The sequence below is a fragment of the Mesorhizobium sp. M0048 genome (genome assembly GCF_040323405.1).
Lineage (GTDB): Bacteria > Pseudomonadota > Alphaproteobacteria > Rhizobiales > Rhizobiaceae > Mesorhizobium.
Genome location: NZ_JAMYUV010000008.1, coordinates 111812 through 131307, shown reverse-complemented (window position 1 = coordinate 131307; position 19496 = coordinate 111812). Strand labels below are relative to the sequence as shown.

Sequence of the window (19496 nt, the reverse complement as noted above, 5' to 3'; positions counted from 1 at the left end):
GCGCACTGCCGTCCAGCCTTTTGGGCGAAACCCGGGATCTTTTGGGCGAAAGCCGGACAAGAACCGAACAATATCTTGACGTTCCGAGCCCTGTTTCGCATAAGCCGCTGCGAAGGGACGGATTCCGGTTGCGGAAATTCGTCCCCTGTCTCAACGGCCCGGGGAGGGGTTCTTTTGGGCCACCAATCGAGGAAAATTCGGCAATGACCATAATTTCAGCTGTCATCGCCTGCGGTCTGCTTTCAGTCCTTTACGCCATCTGGGCGACACGTTCGGTTCTCGCGGCCGATCAGGGCAATGCACGCATGCAGGAAATTTCCGCGGCCATCCGCGAAGGCGCGCAGGCTTATCTGGCGCGCCAGTACACCACCATCGCCATCGTCGGTGTCGTGGTCCTGCTGCTCGCCTGGTGGCTGCTTTCGATTACCGCCGCCATCGGCTTCCTGATCGGCGCCGTTCTGTCGGGTGCCGCTGGCTTCATCGGCATGCACGTCTCGGTGCGGGCCAATGTGCGCACCGCGCAGGCGGCTTCCAACAGCCTCGCTGCCGGCCTTGAGATCGCCTTCAAGTCGGGCGCCATCACTGGCATGCTGGTTGCTGGCCTGGCCCTTCTCGGCGTCTCCATCTACTACCTGATCCTGACCCACTTCATGGGTCTGCAGCCAAACGATCGCGTCGTCATCGACTCGCTTGTTTCGCTCGGCTTCGGCGCCTCGCTTATATCGATCTTCGCCCGTCTCGGCGGCGGCATCTTCACTAAAGGCGCCGACGTCGGCGGGGATCTCGTCGGCAAGGTTGAAGCCGGCATTCCCGAAGACGATCCACGCAATCCGGCCACCATTGCCGACAATGTCGGCGACAATGTCGGCGATTGCGCCGGCATGGCGGCCGACCTGTTCGAGACCTATGCAGTGACTGTGGTCGCCACCATGGTCCTCGCCGCCATCTTCTTCGGCGGCACCGCCGTTCTCGGCGCGGCCATGCTCTATCCGCTGGCCATCTGCGGCGCCTGCATCCTCACCTCGATCGTCGGCACTTTCTTCGTCAAGCTTGGTTCCAGCGGCTCGATCATGGGCGCGCTCTACAAGGGCCTGATCGTGACCGGGCTGCTGTCGATTGTCGGCCTTGCCGTAGCCACTTCGGCATGTATCGGCTGGGGGGAGATCGGCACCGTCGCCGGCATGGCTATTACCGGCACGAACCTGTTCATCTGCGGTCTTGTCGGCCTTGCGGTGACCGGCCTCATCGTGGTGATCACCGAATATTATACCGGCACCAACAAGCGTCCGGTGAACTCCATCGCCCAGGCCTCGGTCACCGGTCACGGCACCAACGTCATCCAGGGCCTCGCGGTCTCGCTGGAAGCGACGGCGTTGCCGGCGATCGTCATCGTCGGCGGCATCATCTCGACATACCAGCTTGCCGGCCTCTACGGCACGGCGATCGCGGTGACGACGATGCTCGGCCTCGCCGGCATGATCGTCGCGCTCGATGCCTTCGGCCCGGTTACGGACAATGCCGGCGGCATTGCCGAAATGGCGGGCCTCCCCAAGGAAGTGCGCCAGTCAACCGACGCGCTTGACGCTGTCGGCAACACCACCAAGGCGGTAACCAAGGGCTACGCCATCGGCTCGGCCGGCCTCGGCGCGCTGGTGCTGTTCGCGGCCTATTCTAACGACCTGAAGTTCTTTGCCGCCAATGGCGACAAATACCCGTACTTCCAGGGCATGGGCGACGTCTCCTTCGACCTCTCCAATCCTTACGTCGTCGCCGGCCTGATCTTCGGCGGCCTGATCCCGTATCTGTTCGGCGGCATCGCCATGACCGCCGTCGGCCGCGCCGCGGGTGCTATCGTCCAGGAGGTGCGCAAGCAGTTCCGCGAGGATCCGGGCATCATGGCCGGCACCTCGAAGCCGAACTATGCGCGCGCCGTCGACCTTCTGACCAAGGCAGCGATCCGGGAGATGATCGTTCCGTCATTGTTGCCGGTGCTGGCGCCGCTGGTCGTCTATTTCGGCGTCCTCCTGATCTCCGGTTCGAAGGCATCCGCCTTTGCCGCGCTCGGTGCCTCGCTGCTCGGCGTCATCGTCAACGGCCTTTTCGTCGCCATCTCGATGACCTCCGGCGGCGGTGCCTGGGACAACGCCAAGAAGTCGTTCGAAGATGGTTTTGTCGACAAGGACGGCGTCAAGCATATGAAGGGCTCCGAAGCGCACAAGGCCTCGGTAACCGGCGACACGGTCGGCGACCCCTACAAGGATACTGCCGGCCCGGCGGTCAACCCGGCGATCAAGATCACCAACATCGTCGCGCTGCTGTTGCTGGCCGTTCTCGCGCACGGCTAAGCTCGGTCGCTACGACCTTAAGACAAAAACCCGCGGGATCGCTCCCGCGGGTTTTTCATTGCCTGAGATGTGCCGCTTACAGGGAAGCGAAAGGAACGGAAGGAAGCCGACACCCTGGGTGGATCAGGTGCCGCCGAGCGAGCTGCCGCCGCTGGCGCCGGGAACACCAGGCGCCAGCTTGCTGGCGCCACTGATGATCTGGCTGAGGAAGTTCTGGTCCTTGCCGCCGGTCGGCGTGGTGCGCGAGATGAAGTCGAACACTTTGCCGTCCTTCAACCCGTAATTGGCTATCTGCGTAACGCGCCCATCATCGCCAAAATAGACCGCCAGTACATGCTGGTCGACCAGCCGCGGCTTGTCGAAGGCGACGTAGCGCTTGCGCGTCTGCGAAATGTAATAAAAGGCCTCGTTGTCGAAGGTCGCTTTCGTCGAGGGAGTGCCGAGCGCCAGCAGCACCTGTTCGCGGCTTGAGCCGACCGGCACCAGGTCGATCGCCTGCTGGTCGATGACGTAGCCTTGCGTCAGCGTCTCGCTCGGATTGAGATCGCCGATCATCTTGGATGAATTGCAGGCGGAAAGCGCCGCAGCGATCACCAGCAGCGGAACCGCACCGGTGGGCCTGGGCAGGAAAGTCGACTTGAATTTCAGCGCGCGCAACTACAACTCCATAAGCTGGCCGCAACTTGCGCTGGGCCGCAAAACCGGTAAACCAGCTTGCTTGCCGATGCAACAAGGCCACTTCAACAAACGGTCCCGGGAGACCACCCTCAAATGTTCCAGCGCCTCTTTGGCCGCGAACGACATGCCAACCGCGCCATCACCGAGGCGCTTTACGCACAAATCGTGGCGGCGGCGCGGCAAACGGTGTTTTATTCCGCCTGGAACGTGCCGGACACACCGCTCGGCCGCTTCGAGATGCTGTCGTTGCACATGTTCCTGTTCCAGCACCGGTTGCGCGGCGAGGGTGGTGCGGCGGCAGAGGTTGCGCAGGTGCTGATCGACGAGTTCTTCATGGATGTCGAACATTCATTGCGGGAATTGGGCATTGGCGACGTCGGCGTGCCGAAGCGCATGCGGAAACTGGCGAAGATGTTCTACGGCCGCACCGCCGCCTATGACGATGCACTGCAACGAAATGACCATGATGCACTTGCCGCCGCCCTTGCCCGCAATGTCAGGCCCGATGCCGGCGCCTGGCCGCAAGCGTCGCAGCTGGCACTCTATGCCGCCAATGCATCCAGGCAACTCACGGAACAGCCGACCGAATCGATCGTTTCCGGCACGGTGGTATTTCCCGTGGCCAACGCTTGAGCGGCGGCAGGCCGAATGAAGATGGCGAAGTGGAGGCGAAGATGAAACGTCCTGATATCCACAGCCCAGTGTCATTCCGGGCAAATGTCGCTCGGCTGCCGCAAAAGGGGCTGCCGGTGGTGATCGATGCCGACGCCGGGCAGCGCGCCCTGCTGGCCGCCGAGCACGAGCTGCTTTCGGTAGAAAACTATCGCGCCGAACTCCTGGTCGAGCCTTGGAAGCGCAACGGGGTGAAAGTCAGCGGCCATGTCGAGGCCGATGTAACGCAGGCCTGCATCGTCACCCTCGACCCGGTCAAGGCGCATATCGACGAGCCGGTCGAAGCGCTGTTCCTGCCGGAGCAATCCAAACTCGGGCGGCAAGGTTTCGACGGCGGCGGTGAGATCCTGCTCGACGCCGAAGGGCCGGACAGCCCGGAAACCTTTTCCGGCGACGCCATCGACGTCGGGGCGCTTGCCGAACAGTTCTTTGGCTTGGCGATCGATCCCTATCCGCGCAAGCCCGGTGTGTCGCTGGAGGCTGCCGGCGATGCCGAGCCTGTGGAGAATGAATTCCAGCAAAAGCTGAGATCACTGTTGGGAAAATCCTGATAGCTGATCCAATTTGAGAAAAGTTGGTTGTGCGGCAGCCCAAAACCGTTATTTTCGCCGAACCTTCGCGAGCCCCGTACCTTGGCAAGCCCGCTGGCCAAGCAACCGTGAGATGAACACCGCGTGATCAGGATTTCCATCGATGCCATGGGCGGCGATCACGGGCCAAGCGTGGTCATCCCGGCGCTCATGACTGTCGCCACCCGCCGTCCGGACATACGCTTCGTCATTTATGGGCGCGAAGAAGTGGTACGGCCCGAACTCGCCAAATTCCCCAAGCTGGCGGACGTGAGCGAGTTCATCCACTGCGAGATCGCAGTCCGGATGGACGACAAGCCGAGCCAGGCGCTGCGCCATGGTCGCTGGAAATCATCGATGTGGAAGGCCGTCGAGGCGGTCAAGGCAGGCACTGCCGACGCCTGCATCTCAGCCGGCAATACCGGGGCGCTGATGGCAATGTCCAGGTTCTGCCTTCGCACCATGGCGACCATCGATCGCCCGGCAATCGCAGCGCTCTGGCCGACATTGCGCGGCGAAAGCGTGGTGCTGGACGTCGGCGCCACTATCGGCGCGGATGCGCATCAACTGGTTGATTTTGCCATTCTGGGCACCGGCATGGCGCGCTCGGTTTTCGGCATCGAACGGCCGAGCGTCGGCCTGCTCAATGTCGGCGTCGAGGAGATCAAGGGTCAGGAGGAGGTCAAGGAGGCGGGCCGCATGCTTCGCGAGGCCAACATGGCCTCGATGAACTACCATGGCTTTGTCGAGGGTGACGACATCGGCAAGGGCAGTGTCGACGTCGTCGTTACCGAAGGATTTGCCGGCAACATCGCGCTGAAGACGGCGGAAGGCACGGTCAGGCAGATCGCCGGCTATCTGCGCGCGGCGATGAACCGGACGCTGATGGCCAGGATCGGCTATATCTTCGCGAAGACCGCCTTCAATCGCCTGCGCGAGAAGATGGATGTCGGCCGCTCCAATGGCGGCGTCTTCCTCGGGTTGAACGGCATCGTGGTGAAAAGCCATGGCGGGGCTGATTCGGATGGCTTTGCGGCGGCGATCGAGCTTGGCTACGACATGGTACGCAACAATCTGCTTGACCGCATTGAAGCCGATCTCGACCTGTTCCATGCCCGCAATCCGAATGCCCAGACAATCCGGAAATCCGACGTCGTCATCGACGCAAAGGAATAGGAAAGAGCATTGATCAGATCAGTCGTGCGCGGCACGGGCGCCGCGCTGCCCCGCCGCATTATGAAGAATGCCGATTTCGAAGGCATGGTCGAGACATCGGACGAGTGGATCGTCCAGCGCACCGGTATTCGCCAGCGCCACATCGCGGCCGACGACGAGACGACGGCCTCGCTGGGCGAGGCGGCGGCGCGCGCAGCCCTCGACAGCGCCGGCCTGATGGCGGACGACATCGACCTGATCGTGCTGGCGACCTCGACGCCCAACAACACCTTTCCCGCGACCGCGGTCGAGATCCAGAACCGGCTCGGCATGCACCACGGTTTTGCCTTTGACCTGCAGGCGGTTTGCTCCGGCTTCGTCTATGCAGTGACGACCGCCGACCTCTATATCCGCGGCGGCTTGGCCAGACGGGTGCTGGTGATCGGCTCGGAAACATTTTCGCGCATTCTCGACTGGAACGACCGCTCGACCTGCGTTTTGTTCGGCGACGGCGCCGGCGCGATGGTGCTGGAAGCAGGCACGGGAGCAGGCGGCATCGCCGACCGAGGCGTTCTGGCGGCCAGCCTGCGCTCCGACGGCATCCACAAGGACAAGCTTTTCGTCGACGGTGGGCCGTCGACCACCGGAACGGTCGGGCACCTCAGGATGGAAGGCCGCGAAGTGTTCAAGCATGCGGTCGGCATGATCACCGACGTCATCGAGGCGACGTTCGCACAGGCCGGCATCAGCGCCGCCGATCTCGACTGGTTCGTGCCGCATCAAGCCAATAAACGAATTATTGACGCTTCGGCCAAAAAGCTCGGGATAGAGGAGCGGAAGGTGGTTGTGACCGTCGATCTGCACGGTAATACCTCCGCTGCTTCCGTGCCGCTGGCACTGTCCGCGGCCGTCGCCGACGGTCGCATCAAAACGGGTGACCTGGTACTGCTTGAGGCGATGGGCGGCGGCTTCACCTGGGGCGCGGTCCTGCTCCGCTGGTAAGTGCCGAACTATCGGGTTCGGGTCCTTGACCTTGACGGATCAATTACTTAGGTTCTGCCGTTGCTTGTATCGATTTATGTTTTTGAGCTGATGGGACGGTTCGTATGGGGGGAAAGACACTTACGCGCGCCGACCTCGCCGAAGCCGTTTACCGCAAGGTTGGGCTGTCGCGTACTGAATCGGCTGAGCTTGTCGAGGCGGTGCTGAATGAGATCTGCGAGGCGATCGTTCGCGGCGAGACGGTGAAGCTGTCGTCCTTCGCGACCTTCCACGTCCGCTCCAAAAACGAGCGCATCGGGCGCAATCCCAAGACCGGTGAGGAAGTGCCGATCCTGCCGCGCCGGGTGATGACCTTCAAGTCGTCGAACGTGCTGAAGAACCGTATCCTGCGCTCCCATCAAAACAGCAAAGCCAAGGGCAGCAAGTAGACGCCCGATCCACTTTGCTGAGAATCATGCTCCAGGCTTCGGTTGAAAAACGAGCCGTGCTTTTGCGCTGGGCTTGAATATTGTTTCATAAACCGCTGAAATAGATGCGATTCGGTAGGCCGGATCGGTATTTGGGTGTGATCCGTTCCGGCGGGACGGAAAGCTGCTCTCTTTGTCAAGCGTGACGTCGCCCGAACCCGGTTCCCGCCTTCGCGATCATGCTCTAGCGTGAGGATTCGTCCATGGACAAGAGCCCTGATGCTTTCCGCACCATCAGCGAGGTCGCGGAGGATCTGGATTTGCCGCAGCACGTGCTGCGCTTCTGGGAGACGCGTTTCAACCAGATCAAGCCGATGAAGCGCGGCGGCGGCCGCCGCTACTACCGCCCGCAGGATGTCGAACTGATCAAGGGTATTCGCCATATGCTCTACGATCAGGGCTATACGATCAAGGGGGTGCAGAAGCTGTTGCGCGAGAACGGCAACCAGTTTCTGATCGCCGTCGGCAATGGCGACATGGCGGCGGTCGAGGCGATCTCGCAGCGCCGACAGGCTGACACGGTACCGCTGACGCAAGCGGCGCAGCCGCGCGGCCCGGACGACGAAATGCTGGTCGGCCAACCGAGGGTGAAACCCAGCCGTCGTTTTTTCGGCATCGGCAAGACCGACGAGGAAGGTCCGGTTCCGCCGGACACGTCAAAGCTTTCCCGTGACAATCGCGCATTGCTGCAGGAGGCGCTGTTCGACCTCCTGGAATGCAAGCGCCTGCTCGATCAGGTTCGCTAGAGCCCGCCGGGCTGACCGGAACGGTCTTCAGGGTCATGCGTTAGGCTTCCTTCTACATATGAAGGAAGCACGTCATGCCATCGCTTTCGAGCATCTCCGACACCGATCTGAACAAGCAGGTCGCGGCCCTGACCAGGGAACTGGCCACCTTGAAGAAAGCCGTGTTAAAGCGGGGCGGCGCCTTTTACGAAGACGGGCGCGATACCGCATCGGATTATTATTCGGATATCACTGAGCGCCTCGGCGACGCCTTGCCGGCAATCAGAAGGCAAGGCCGGGCGATCGAGAAGACCGCCCGAGATCACCCGGCGACGGCGGCCGCTGTCGGACTGGTTGTGGTCGGGCTCGTCGCCAGTCTGTTCCTCGGCGGCCGGCAGCAACAAGCACCGCGGGCGCGTTCAAGATCGGCACGTTGAGATAAGCAAATGGCGGCGGTCAGCGGACCGCCGCCATTGTTCGCCGACACGCCAAACCCGGTAAGCGTGCCGCCCTTGATCAAGGGCCAGAATGCCTTGTTTGCCGGTTGTTCGTCCGAGGGTGTTTTCAGTACTTCTTCGCCACAACCTTCTTGTGATGGTGGCGGTAGTGGCGGTGGAGGCGGTGATGGCGGTGATGCTTCTTGACGGTGGTGTGCATCGTCGTTGCATTCGCGCTGCTTGCGCCGATGATCGGCATCGAGAGGGCAAGTGCGATTGCAAGTCCAAGGGCGGAGAGAAGAGGCTTGTTCATGACATCGTTTCCTTTTTGCGCAGGCGGAATTTAAGCGTCACCGATTCAGTCGGTGACCCGATCGGTGCGGTTGCGACTATCGCCTTGAAGTTTTCGGCAGTTTTTCCGGCCTGTAGAATTTTGTTTCCGAACCGTGTCTGCCGATGATCCGGCCAGATGTCGGCGCACCGGCATCCGCCATTGATTCCGGCGTCGGTTCACGATGCCGTGACGCTATCTTTGATGCTTGGCAAATCACCGACGAGCGGGCATTCTCCCGATCGTCTCAGGCAACAACATGATTTGATCTAACTCTTTCATCCCACGGAGTTGCCAATGCCCCAAATAGCAAAACGCGAACCTTACTCCGACCTGGCGGCGAGCGCGGTTACGCCTGAACGCAGTGCCGTCCGCACCGCCCGGGAAGCCCGTGGATACAGCATCGAAGAGCTGTCCTTGGCGTGCGGGCTGGCAGCCTATGAGATTGCCGACATCGAAAGCGGCAAGGATGCCGATCCTTCGAAACGTCGGCGTATTGCCTCCGCGCTTCAACTTCCGGAAAGCGCTCTGTTTGACGAAGCCGTGTTGCCTGTCAAAAGGCGATCCGTGTCGTAGCGACGTGTCATGCTTTTATTCCACGAGCTCGCCATGGGTCGCCCTGGCGGGCTTCGTTTTTTCGGCCACGTAGTGGACTTGCCGGCCGCCAGGCGACGCCAGACGGAAATTGCCGGAGATGAGCCTCGAATCCGTTCGCGCCTTTTTCGACGCACACGCGCCCGACATCGACGTTATCGTCACGGAAGCCAGCTCGGCGACAGTGCCTCTGGCCGCCGAAGCGCATGGCGTAGCGCCAGCGCAGATTGCCAAGACGATCTGCTTGCGCGCCGGCGACCAGACGATGCTGATCGTGGCCAGCGGGATCTCCAGGCTGGACAATCGCAAATTCAAGGACCGGTTCGGCGGCAAGGCGCGAATGCTGGATGCCGAACAGGTGCTTGCCGCGACCGGTCATCCCGTCGGCGGGGTGTGCCCATTCGGCCTACCGGCGCCGCTCCCGGTCTACTGCGACATCTCGCTGAGCGCCTTTGACGAGGTCGTCCCGGCGGCAGGCGCGACGAATGCCGCCGTACGGCTCAGCCCGCAACGCCTGGCCGAACTCGTCGACGCCGAGTGGGTGGATGTGTGCCAGTAGCCATTTACCCGGGTCGTGGGATCCGCTGAGCGTTACCGCTACTCGGTCTTCTGTGGCTCTTCTTTCTTGATCGTCTGAGCGTCCGTGGCAGTCGACATATCGGCCTTCTCGACGCTCGCTGTCGTCTGCGTGTCGACCGATGCCTGGACCTTTGAATGCGCGGGGCAATCCGCAGAGGCAACTGATATGGACATGGTCAGTGCCGCGGCTATTGCGAGGAATGTCTTCATGATCATTCTCCTCGTTCGTTCGATGGGCAAAGTTAGCCCGTCTGGCACCGACGGCCAAATCACATTTGTTCACACGCTGGCCCAGTAATTCAAATGGCTGCGCGGATAGCCGCTTGCCGTATCAAAGCCCACTGGCTCCGGCCGCAGGATTTTTGGCGTTAAAGATCTCGCCGCTCAGAGCCAGTCTCAGGTCTTCGGCGCTGAGCTGACCACTTTCGAACAAATCCATCACCCTGCGGCCGAGCACTTCTCTGCCTGGATCGCCGTCAGCGAGGCCTAGTTCACGGCATCGGGCATCAAGTGCCTTGGTCAACATGGTCAGCTCGGCAGGACAGGCAACCCCTTGAAGCGACATTGCATCTCTCCCGGAAGGGCGAAAGCGCGTGGCATCTTCCTAGCGTCCGCTCGCCCTTACAACTGCGAACGACGGCAATTCAAATAAAGCCAACCTTTTTCGAACTCAACATTCAAACGTACCAAAACGCCGCGCGCTCCAATGCGAGGATCCTGCTACAATACGGTATGGCCGTCCGAATAGCGGTTATCCTCGCGCTTCTCTTCGCCTTCGCCTACGGTTTCGCAAAACTCGCGGAACATTATGGCAGAGTTGGCCACAGGCCCCCTCCGTGTGAAGAATTGCCCTATCCTGATTGTCCTGATCAAAAAGCTCTTCCCCGGGAAGAAACTGAGCCTTGAGCGCGCCTGTTCAGGCCAGGCCAGCCATCGGGATTGAATTAGTTCTTTCCAACCGACGGTTGGTGGACGCATTGCAGCTGATGGGCCTAGGGTTCACTACGATCCGCGCGCACCGGGCGTGCCCAAACCCCCGAGTCACCCCTGCCTGATGCAAGGCGCCTGATCGAGTCCCGCCGTTCTGGTATGTGCGGCGGGACCTTTTCTTATTGAAGCTGGAATACGGGCTCACGATAAAGGTTGGCGTACGCAGCAAAGCTTACCTACCTATTACCGCGCGGTTTCTCGGTGGGCTTCTGGCTAGACGCCAGCCTCCGTGCCTCGCGCACGAGTGATGCGTGATGATTCCTCGATGAGATCACGCGCCTGCGTATGTTGCGCTGGCTGCAGTGCGGTTATGTCTGTACAGCCAGTTTGGGGGAAAACTGGCTAAGCCTTTGGATTTTAATGGTCGGAGTGGCCGGATTCGAACCGACGACCCCTTGACCCCCAGTCAAGTGCGCTACCGGGCTGCGCTACACTCCGGACCGGTCGCGATGTATCGTGATAGACCGGCTCCGGTCAACCGAATTCGGTTGCTGTCCTGCCTGAAGCAACAGCAACGGGCATTGCCGGTCGCTGCGCCGCCCGCAGTTGCCACTGGTGGCGGTATTCGAGCGCGATGGCACCCCAGATCAAGCCAAGCAGCAGGTAGACATGTCGCCAGTGGTCGATGTCGATGAAGGTGCCGAGCCCGATATTGCCGATGAAGGCGACGTAGGCGCATAGAAGATAAGGCTGCCACGGCCGGTCGCGCAGCAGAATGCGGAAGCCGGCGGCGATCGTCCAGCACGTCAGCGTCAGGAACGACATGAAGCCGAGCCAGCCGTAATCCATCAGCATCTTCAGCCAGATGTCGTGCGTGTCCTCGCCGAACATCTTGCCGAAGACGAGCGGGCCGATGCCGAACGGATGCTCCAGTGCCATCTGAAAGCCGATCGTGTAGCGGGCGAAGCGGCCGAGGCGGGCGGTGTCGTAGCTTTGTTCAAGCTGTGCGCGGTTCGAGAACATCTCGGCGACGCCCGGCAGTTGCAGGATGACGATCATTGCGATGACCAGCAGTCCGACGGCGGCGATGGTCATGACGACCACGCGCAGCCGGAACTTGCCGCTGGCGCTCTGCAGGAACAAGGCACCGGTTAGCAGGATCGCCGAAACGGCGAACATGCCCCAGGCGCCGCGCGAAAAGGAAAAGAAGATGCCGGCGGTGATGATCAGCAGCGGCACAGCCAATAGAGGCATGCGCGCGACCGAGCCGGTAAGCAGCAGATAGAGCAGGTAGATGCCCGGCAGCACCAGGAACGGCCCGAACACGTTCGGGTCCTGGAAGGCGCCGGCGGCGCGGTCGTATTTGGTGAAGATCTCGGCTCCCGGAAAGGCATGAAAATAGCCGGCTATGCCGACCAGCGAAGTCAGCACCGCCGACACCACATAGGCGACGAAGATCACCCGATAGAGACTGGGCCGGACCGCCGTTACCGAAGCGAAGAAAACCGCGGTTAAGGCCAGGAACAGCGAGACGGCGAGATAGAGCGGCGTGCCGGCGAGGTCCGACGTCTGCGTCATCGAGATCATGCCGCCGATGTTCATGATCAACAGCAGCACCAGAAGCGGCACCGCCGCGTGCTGTATGCGCATTCCGAACAAGGGCCACACCACGATCAGCCCGATCATATAGACGTCGTACGGCGCCGGCTCGGCAATGACGAAGCCGGACAGGAAGACGCCGAGGAAAACCGCCCCTGACGCAATCAGTGCGATCAGCTTGGCGTTGACCGCCGCCGCCGGCAATTCATAGGCCGTCGCGCTCAATATGCATTTTCCGTGTTGAGCAGGCGGATCGGCGTCAGGAACAGGATTTTGAGGTCGAACAGGAGCGACCAGTTCTCGATGTAATAGAGGTCGTATTCCGTCCGCATGCGAATCTTCTCGTTGGTGTCCATCTCGCCGCGCCAGCCATTGATCTGCGCCCAGCCGGTTACACCGGGCTTGACCTTGTGACGGGCGAAATAGCCGTCGACCACCTCATTGTAGAGGAGGTTGTGCGACTGCGCGGCAATGGCGTGCGGGCGCGGCCCGACCAGCGACAGCGAACCGAACAGCGAATTGAAGAACTGCGGCAATTCGTCGATCGAGGTCTTGCGGATGAAGCGGCCGACGCGGGTGACGCGTGGATCGTTCTTTGTCACGGTCTGCTTCGCCGTCGGGTCCGCCTTGTCGGTGTACATCGACCGGAACTTATAGACCTCGATGATCTCGTTGTTGAAGCCGTGCCGCTTCTGGTGGAACAGCACCGGCCCCTTGCTGTCGAGTTTGATCGCGATCGCGGTCGCCAGCATCACCGGCGAGAACACGATGATGCCGATGATTGAAAAGACGATGTCGAAGGCGCGCTTGGCGACCGAATCCCAGTCGTTGATCGGCTTGTCGAAGATATCGAGCATCGGCACCGAGCCGATATAGGAATAGGCGCGCGGCCTGAACTGCAGCGCGTTCGAATGCGCCGACAGCCGGATGTCGACCGGCAGCACCCACAGCTTCTTCAATAACTGCAGCACGCGCGATTCGGCGGTCAGCGGCAGTGATACGATCAGCATGTCGATGCGCGCGATGCGGGCAAATTCGATGAGTTCGGAAATTGTGCCGAGCTTGGGATAACCGGCTACAACCGGCGGCGACCGCTTATCGCCGCGGTCGTCGAAGATGCCGCAGATGCGGATGTCGTTGTAGGGCTGCCTTTCGACCGAGCGGATCAGTACTTCCGCCGCCTTGCCGCCACCGACGATAACGGCGCGGCGCTCCATCCGCCCATCGCGCGCCCAGCGCCGGATCAGCTTCGACATCACCAGGCGGAGACCCAGGATCAGCACGAAGCCGACAACAAACCACGTGCCGAAGAGCAGGCGCGAATAGTCTTCCGACATTTTCATGGTGAAGGCGGTGAGCGCCATCAAGGCGAACGTTCCGGCCCAGACCAGCAGGAGCCGGCCAAAATTGGCGATCGGCCGCATTAGCGCGACGATCTGGTAGCAGTCGGTGACGTCGAGCAGAACGACCGCGAGGAACGAGGTGGCGGCGATCGTCAGGGAGTATTGCCAGGCAAGATAGTTGAAAAAGCCGACGTAGTAGAAATAGACGGCAAGACCTGACACCAACAGCAGCGCGAATTCCACCATGCGCAGCACGCCGCTCACCATGATCGGCGACATCGTATCGCGCCGGTATTGCGAGGCGACCTGGCGGGCGACGTCGTTCATGCCGCCGGCCGTGTTGTTCTCGGCAGGGGCGTTGAATTTGCGCACCGCGTCTAGCGAAAAACGGCGCGCGGGGTCGATTTCGTTCATGGGGTGTCCGCAGGTTTCCCTCAGGTGAATAGCAAAAGAGAGCTAAGAAACCCTTGAAACAACAGATGGCTTTGGAGACGCTTTCACCAGGTGCAGCCCGGTGGAACCCGTTGCCCTATTTTTTTTGCGCGGCGAAATAAGCCTTTTCGATTTCAGCGGCCATTACATCGGCGCCGAATCGTGCCTTGAGGTCGGCGATGCCGGGCATCAGGCCCTTGTAGGCGTCGAGATCGGCCAATGCGGCGCTTATCTTGTCGCCAAGTTCGCGCGGGTCGGGCCGGATCAGGGCAGGCGAGCTGGCGTCGAAGATTTCCGGTATGCCGCCGACCGACGTCGCGATGATCGGCTTGCCGGCGGCGAGCGCTTCCAGAACGATATAGGGCATGGCTTCCGCGCGCGATGGAACGACGACCAGCTTGGCCAGCGTGAAGGCCAGCCTGGCCGGCATCGGCGCCAGGAAGCCGACGTCCAGGCCGCGCTGACTCACCTGGGCGCGATAGCGCGGCAGGTCGTCGCCGTCGCCGACCATCAGCGCCTTCAATGGGTGGCCGAGCCGTGTTGCGGCAAGCCCCAGCGCATCGATGAAGATGTCGGGGCCTTTGAGGTCTCGCATCATGCCGATGTAGAGGAGGTCAACCGCATTGTGCTCGGTCCGCACCGGCTCGAACTCTGCGGCGCGCAGGCCGTTGTGGACGAGAGCGTTCGGAATAGGCGGCTCGCCGACCTTCCTGCGATAAGTCCGTCGCTCATAATCGGAAACAAACAGCAGGCAATCGGTGAAGCGAGCCATGAAGCGCTCGAGCGCGAAGAACAGCTTCCCCATGGCGGTGGTCTCGTCATAGTGAAGCGAGCCGCCATGCGGCGAATAAAGGCGGGCTACGCGAGACCTGGATACCCGCAACAATGAGCCGAACAGACGGGCATAGGCGCCACCTTTGGCGCCATGCCCGTGCAGCACGTCCGGCCGCAATTCTTTTATGATCCTATAGGTGCGCCGGGCCGAGGCGAGATCGCCTGGCCCGACATGCCGCTGCATCGGCGTGCGGTGAATGCCGAGCGCCAGGCTGCCCTTCATCTGTTCGAACAGCCGTTCCTCGAAATCGCCGCCCGTCGTCGAATCGCAGACGATGCCGACGGCATGGCCGGCGGCGACCTGAGCCTCGGTCAGGTCACGCACATGCCGGAAGATGCCTCCGACCGGTGAGCGAAAGCAGTGGACGATCCTGAGTGTGTCCGCCACTTGGTCAGCACATCAAAACAGGCGTTCGCGAACATAGACTGTATCGCCGGGCAGTAGCGGGTCGGAGGTCACCACGCGTCCGGTTATCACCTTGCCGTTGATGTCGCGGGTAATGTCGACGCTTTCCTGGTTGGCGCGTGGCGTGAACCCGCCGGCGATGGCGACGGCCTTCTGCACTGTCAGGCCCGGAACATAGGAATACTGGCCCGCCGCACCCACTTCACCCATGACGAAGATCGGTCGATAGCGATCGATTTCGACCGAAATGTCAGGATCCCGCAAATAGCCCTGGCGCAGTTTCTCGGCGATCTCGCCCTCGAGCTGCTGGGCGGTGTGGCCGCGCGCCGGCACGTTGCCGACGAGCGGCAGCGAGAGATAGCCGGATTGGTCGACACTGTAGGTGTTGGTCAATCCTTCCTGCTCGAACACTGTGACGCGGACGCGGTCGCCGGCGCCGAGGCGATAGGGCTGGTCAAGAACTTCATGGAATGCGGCCGGCGTCGGCCGGTAGCTGGAGCAGCCCGAAAGCATCGATACGGCAAGCAGCGCGCGGAAAAGGGGAGCAGTGCTTTTCATGAGCGGACACGTACCTTTGAATAGCCGGCGACTCTGCGGCAAACCTTAACGATCGAGCTCGGTTATCATCCTGTTAGGGTTAATGGCCGGTAAAGGCGCACGGCCGATACGGGCCGGATCGACAAATGCAGATCGTTTTCAGCCTCTTGTTTGCGGCTTGTTAGTAGAGCCTAACAGGCTCTTACCGCGATATTAACGGCTGAGTTACCATAGTTGTTTACGGTGCATGCTGACTCAGTACCGGAGCAGGGATGCATGTCCGTTCAATCCGCGGCCGCAGATGTCGACATCGATCTCAGGCAGCTTTTCGCCAGCCTGGCGCGAAACTGGTTGCGCATCCTTGTCGTCGCGCTGGTTGTAACCGGCCTGGCCTTTGCGCTCGCCTGGCTTGCAACGCCCGAATACAAGGCGGCAGCCAAGCTGGAGATCGGGCCTCGAGAATCGGAGTTCACGCGGCCAGCCGGGGCCAACGGCAACGAACGGTCGATTCCCGACGAAGAGGCTGTGGCCACCGAGGTCCAGATCATCTCGTCCCCCGACATCCTCAAACAGGTGGCGGCGAAGCTCAACCTGGCGAAGTTGCCCGAATTCGACGAGGCGCTGAAGATGTCGGCGCTGAGCCGCACCCTCGTCCTCGTTGGCTTGAAAAGCGATCCCTTCGAGATCCCGCTGGAAGAGCGCGTGCTGGACGCAATGCATGAGAAGCTCAACGTCTATGGCGTCGAAAAAACCCGTGCGATAGCAATCGAGTTCTCGTCGGAGGATCCACAGCTTGCCGCCGCGATCCCAAACGCCATTGCAAACGCCTATATCGCATCCAAGGGCAACGCCAAGCTCGAATCGAATTCCGCTGCCACCGACTTTCTGGCGCCGGAAATCGCGGATCTGCAGAATCGGGTGAAGGAGGCGGAAGCCAAGGTTGCCGCATTCCGTGCCCAGTCCGATCTTTTGATGGGTGGCAACAATTCGGTCCTTGCCACCCAGCAGCTGTCCGAATTGTCGAGCGAATTGTCACGGGTGCGCGCCAACCGCGCTTCAGCGGAAGCGACCGCCGACAGCGTGCGCAGGGCATTGCGCAGTGGCGGCTCACTGGATGCCGTTCCGGAGGTGTTGTCGTCCGAACTGATCCAGCGCCTGCGCGAGCGCCAAGTCGAACTCAAGAACAACATCGCCGACCTTTCCACCACCTTGCTCGACAACCATCCGCGCATTCGGGCGCTGAGGTCGCAACTCGCCGATCTCGACCGCCAGATCCGCAACGAAGCGGAAAAGATCATGAAGGGTCTGATGGCGCAGGCCGAGACGGCAAAGGCGCGCGAGGCTCAACTCTTAGCCGACGTCAACACGCTGAAGGCGGCGTCCGCCCGCGCCGGCGAAGAGCAGGTGGAACTCGATGCGCTGCAGCGCGATGCCGCGACCAAGCGCCAGCAACTCGATCTCTACTCGTCCAGCTATCTCCAGGCGGCCGCACGCAAGGATCGCAACTACCTACCTGTTGACGCTCGCCTATTTTCGGAGGCCCGGGCGCCGACCGAACCCTATTTCCCCAAGATTGGTCCGATTGTCGGCGCGGCCTTTGTCGGCTCGTTGCTCATCATGGCGATCGTCACGTTGCTGCAGGAACTGTTTTCCGGCCGTGCCATGCGTCCGGCCGCCGGTGCCCATTTCGAACACATCGAGCAGGTTGCGATGCCGGCTGTCCAGGCCGAACGCGCATCGGCCGAGCCCGACCCGCCGGTTGCGCGGTCCGAACCGGCAGTCGCCGAGATCGATGAGACCGACGACGACAGTATCATTGAAACCAAAGTGGAGCCGGAACCCGTCACGGTGGCGGAAGCGGCTGCCGAGAAAATCGAACCGGAGTACTCTGAAATGGCCGCTGGAGACATTGAACCGGCACGTTCTATCCTCGGCGAGATCGACATCGACAAGGCCGCGGAAAAACTGATCGCCACCGGTGCAGCCCGGGCCATATTCGTGTCACCGGAAGGCGACGAGGCGGCTGCCTCGGCGGTGCTGGTGGCGCGCGCAGTCTCCGACGCCGGGCTACGCGTGCTGCTGCTTGATCTCACCGCTTCGGGTGCTGCCTCGCGGCCGATGTTGGACAGCGGGCTGTTTCCGGGCATCACCGATCTGCTCGCCTCGCAAGCGCAGTTCAGCGATGTGATCCACCCCGATCTCTATTCGGACTGCCACGTGATTCCCGTCGGCACAGCCGATCCGGTCCGTGCCATGCGCGCCGCCGACCGGCTGCCGATCATCATGCAGTCGCTAACCACGGCCTATGATCTGGTTGTGGTCGAATGCGGGCCGGCCGACGCGCAAGGCATCAGCCGCCTGGTGGGCGAGGGCACCGAGGTGCTGCTCTCCATGCTGGAGCCGGACGACCAGGTGACGCAAGCCGCAGTCGCGCTCATCGAGAGTGGCTATCCCGACCTGACGCTGGTCACGCCCATCGGCCATGTGGCGCCGGGCCCAATGCCGGGACGGCGCTCGGCCGCCTGAGGCAGTTTTCTCTCAAATCGAAATCAGCTGTCGTCTTCGCCTGCGGCCGGTGCTGTCCGCCCCACGGCTTTACGGCGCAGCAGCTTGGTCAGCTTCCAGACCATTGGGCTGTGCTTGATGAATGCCTTCAGGCTTGCGCCGTGCCTGAGCGCAAGCGCCAGCGCACGACCTTTCGGCGTCAGCGGAACCAGCACCTCGAAATGCTGCGTTTCGACATCGCACCACAATCGCTTGTAGGGTTCGTCGCCGACCGAGAAATCATAGATTTCGAAACCCGCCTCGCAGGCTTCCTGGATGTTCTCGAAGAACAGGAAGTCGCCCGGGCTGGTGTGTGCGAGGTCGTCCTCGGCAATCGCCCCGAATTCGCAGATCAGCCGCTTGCCCGAGCGGCTCGACCCGGTGACTGCACGAAGTTTGCCGGCGACTTCCAGCCCATGCAGGACGAAGGACGGATCTTCCTCTTGAAGCGCGTCGGCAAACAGCGAGCGGAAAAAAGCGCGCACCTCCGCCTCACCGAAAACATTGGCGATGCCCATCTTGCGGAAGCGGAATTCCTTCATCTCGAAAAAGGCATCGAGCAGCGTGTGCACCTCGTCCGAAGTTCTCGCCTCGATGCGACGATAGCTGCCAACGGCCTCGAACTTGCGCGCCTGCGAGCGATGCTTCTTGCGCCTGCGCTTGCCGCTCACGCGGGTGAGCAGTGCGTCAAATCCTCCCACAAGACCGGCGGCCAGCGACAGATTGGGGCTCGAAAAATGCGGCAAGGCGGAGAGCGGGTTGGCAACGCCGTCGAGATCGGGCAGCAACCGCTCCAGCGCAACAAGATCGATGTCGCGCCGCGCCTTGGCAATCGCAGCCAGCATCGAGCGGATCGCCGCGCTATCGGCATTCGCCAGCCATTGCGGGTCGGCGGCGGCAAAATTGCCGTTTGCATGGCGGCCGCCCATGAACCGGGCGACGCGGAACGCTCCACTGCGAGTGACCTCCAGCGCCAGTGAGAAAACCGGCCTGTCCTCGGCGCGCAGCGTCGCAACGACAACGTCGGCGCCGGTATGTGCGGCCCAGTTCAGGATCCAGCCTGCGCTTTGCGCAGGGGCAAAAAGCGCCGAATGGCAGAATTCTGCGTACGCCGCCAACGCCGCACTATCGGCGACCGAGGTTGACAGGCCGGCTTTGCCGGCCGGCAAGGCACACGGCGACGCCTCGCTGCTTGCCAGCCGATTGCCGTCAAATGACGCGGTGGCGTCAACCATACCTCAATCCTTAGGGCGTATTCGTCGCGATTGGGGGTCCCGCGCAGGCGCATTCCATGCTTGATGAGCTTAGGCGCAAAAG

20 protein-coding genes and 1 tRNA gene are annotated in these 19496 nt (G+C 61.6%); 11 read left to right on the top strand and 10 right to left on the bottom strand.

Annotated features, from left to right (window positions below; translation table 11 throughout):
• Positions 1-203: 203 nt before the first annotated feature.
• The gene (locus NKJ84_RS11240) at positions 204-2345 is read left to right on the top strand and encodes a sodium-translocating pyrophosphatase (RefSeq protein WP_352506498.1); all 2142 of its coding nucleotides are present in this window, start codon (positions 204-206) and stop codon (positions 2343-2345) included.
• Between the two features lie 123 nt (positions 2346-2468).
• Here NKJ84_RS11240 and NKJ84_RS11235 read toward each other — a convergent pair whose 3' ends face one another.
• Entirely contained in the window at positions 2469-3002 is a 534-nt protein-coding gene (locus NKJ84_RS11235) for an outer membrane protein assembly factor BamE (RefSeq protein ID WP_352506497.1), read from the bottom strand.
• 114 nt (positions 3003-3116) lie between these two features.
• On the opposite strand from NKJ84_RS11235, the gene NKJ84_RS11230 reads away from it, so the two are divergent.
• The 7 genes from NKJ84_RS11230 (at position 3117) to NKJ84_RS11200 (ending at position 8050) form a co-directional block, all read left to right on the top strand.
• Complete coding sequence (locus NKJ84_RS11230; protein ID WP_352506496.1) at positions 3117-3656, top strand: ubiquinol-cytochrome C chaperone family protein; 540 nt, start codon at positions 3117-3119, stop codon at positions 3654-3656.
• Between the two features lie 41 nt (positions 3657-3697).
• Entirely contained in the window at positions 3698-4246 is a 549-nt protein-coding gene (locus NKJ84_RS11225; protein ID WP_352477174.1) for a YceD family protein, read from the top strand.
• Positions 4247-4369: 123 nt separating this feature from the next.
• Positions 4370-5440, top strand: coding sequence for a phosphate acyltransferase PlsX (gene plsX, locus NKJ84_RS11220; protein WP_352477175.1), 1071 nt, complete (start codon positions 4370-4372; stop codon positions 5438-5440).
• A 9-nt stretch (positions 5441-5449) separates the two neighbouring features.
• Positions 5450-6421: a beta-ketoacyl-ACP synthase III gene (locus tag NKJ84_RS11215; RefSeq protein ID WP_352506495.1), complete on the top strand. Its 972-nt coding sequence runs from the start codon at positions 5450-5452 to the stop codon at positions 6419-6421.
• Positions 6422-6525: 104 nt separating this feature from the next.
• On the top strand, positions 6526-6849 hold the full coding sequence (locus tag NKJ84_RS11210) for an integration host factor subunit alpha (protein WP_023717292.1): 324 nt from the start codon (positions 6526-6528) through the stop codon (positions 6847-6849).
• Positions 6850-7091: 242 nt separating this feature from the next.
• A complete protein-coding gene (locus tag NKJ84_RS11205; protein ID WP_254817568.1) occupies positions 7092-7634 on the top strand; it encodes a MerR family transcriptional regulator in 543 nt (180 codons plus the stop codon).
• Positions 7635-7708: 74 nt separating this feature from the next.
• Positions 7709-8050 carry a hypothetical protein gene (locus NKJ84_RS11200; protein WP_254817569.1) on the top strand — a complete coding sequence of 114 codons (342 nt, stop codon included), beginning with the start codon at positions 7709-7711 and terminating at the stop codon, positions 8048-8050.
• Between the two features lie 127 nt (positions 8051-8177).
• Here the strand turns inward: NKJ84_RS11200 and NKJ84_RS11195 are convergent, their stop codons facing one another.
• Entirely contained in the window at positions 8178-8363 is a 186-nt protein-coding gene (locus tag NKJ84_RS11195; protein WP_352506494.1) for a hypothetical protein, read from the bottom strand.
• A 315-nt stretch (positions 8364-8678) separates the two neighbouring features.
• Here NKJ84_RS11195 and NKJ84_RS11190 point away from each other — a divergent pair, with 315 nt between their 5' ends.
• Entirely contained in the window at positions 8679-8957 is a 279-nt protein-coding gene (locus NKJ84_RS11190; RefSeq protein WP_352506493.1) for a helix-turn-helix domain-containing protein, read from the top strand.
• A gap of 118 nt (positions 8958-9075) precedes the next feature.
• The gene (locus NKJ84_RS11185) at positions 9076-9534 is read left to right on the top strand and encodes a YbaK/EbsC family protein (RefSeq protein WP_352506492.1); all 459 of its coding nucleotides are present in this window, start codon (positions 9076-9078) and stop codon (positions 9532-9534) included.
• 38 nt (positions 9535-9572) lie between these two features.
• On the opposite strand, the gene NKJ84_RS11180 is transcribed toward NKJ84_RS11185, so the two are convergent.
• The 7 genes from NKJ84_RS11180 to NKJ84_RS11150 form a co-directional block, all read right to left on the bottom strand.
• Complete coding sequence (locus NKJ84_RS11180) at positions 9573-9764, bottom strand: hypothetical protein (RefSeq protein ID WP_352506491.1); 192 nt, start codon at positions 9762-9764, stop codon at positions 9573-9575.
• 121 nt (positions 9765-9885) lie between these two features.
• The gene (locus NKJ84_RS11175) at positions 9886-10080 is read right to left on the bottom strand and encodes a hypothetical protein (protein ID WP_352506490.1); all 195 of its coding nucleotides are present in this window, start codon (positions 10078-10080) and stop codon (positions 9886-9888) included.
• Between the two features lie 825 nt (positions 10081-10905).
• Positions 10906-10982: transfer RNA gene (locus NKJ84_RS11170), tRNA-Pro, on the bottom strand.
• A 36-nt stretch (positions 10983-11018) separates the two neighbouring features.
• Positions 11019-12308 (bottom strand): O-antigen ligase family protein, encoded by a 1290-nt coding sequence (locus NKJ84_RS11165; protein ID WP_352506489.1) that lies wholly within the window; start codon positions 12306-12308, stop codon positions 11019-11021.
• A complete protein-coding gene (locus NKJ84_RS11160; protein ID WP_352477292.1) occupies positions 12305-13840 on the bottom strand; it encodes an undecaprenyl-phosphate glucose phosphotransferase in 1536 nt (511 codons plus the stop codon). Before NKJ84_RS11160 ends, NKJ84_RS11165 begins: the two co-directional genes overlap by 4 nt.
• 115 nt (positions 13841-13955) lie before the next feature.
• A complete protein-coding gene (locus NKJ84_RS11155) occupies positions 13956-15080 on the bottom strand; it encodes a glycosyltransferase family 4 protein (protein WP_352506488.1) in 1125 nt (374 codons plus the stop codon).
• A gap of 12 nt (positions 15081-15092) precedes the next feature.
• Positions 15093-15656, bottom strand: coding sequence for a polysaccharide biosynthesis/export family protein (locus NKJ84_RS11150; RefSeq protein WP_352506487.1), 564 nt, complete (start codon positions 15654-15656; stop codon positions 15093-15095).
• Positions 15657-15911: 255 nt separating this feature from the next.
• On the opposite strand from NKJ84_RS11150, the gene NKJ84_RS11145 reads away from it, so the two are divergent.
• A complete protein-coding gene (locus NKJ84_RS11145; RefSeq protein WP_352506486.1) occupies positions 15912-18161 on the top strand; it encodes a GumC family protein in 2250 nt (749 codons plus the stop codon).
• A gap of 23 nt (positions 18162-18184) precedes the next feature.
• Here NKJ84_RS11145 and NKJ84_RS11140 read toward each other — a convergent pair whose 3' ends face one another.
• Positions 18185-19414 (bottom strand): GNAT family N-acetyltransferase, encoded by a 1230-nt coding sequence (locus NKJ84_RS11140; RefSeq protein ID WP_352506485.1) that lies wholly within the window; start codon positions 19412-19414, stop codon positions 18185-18187.
• Between the last annotated feature and the right edge of the window lie 82 nt (positions 19415-19496).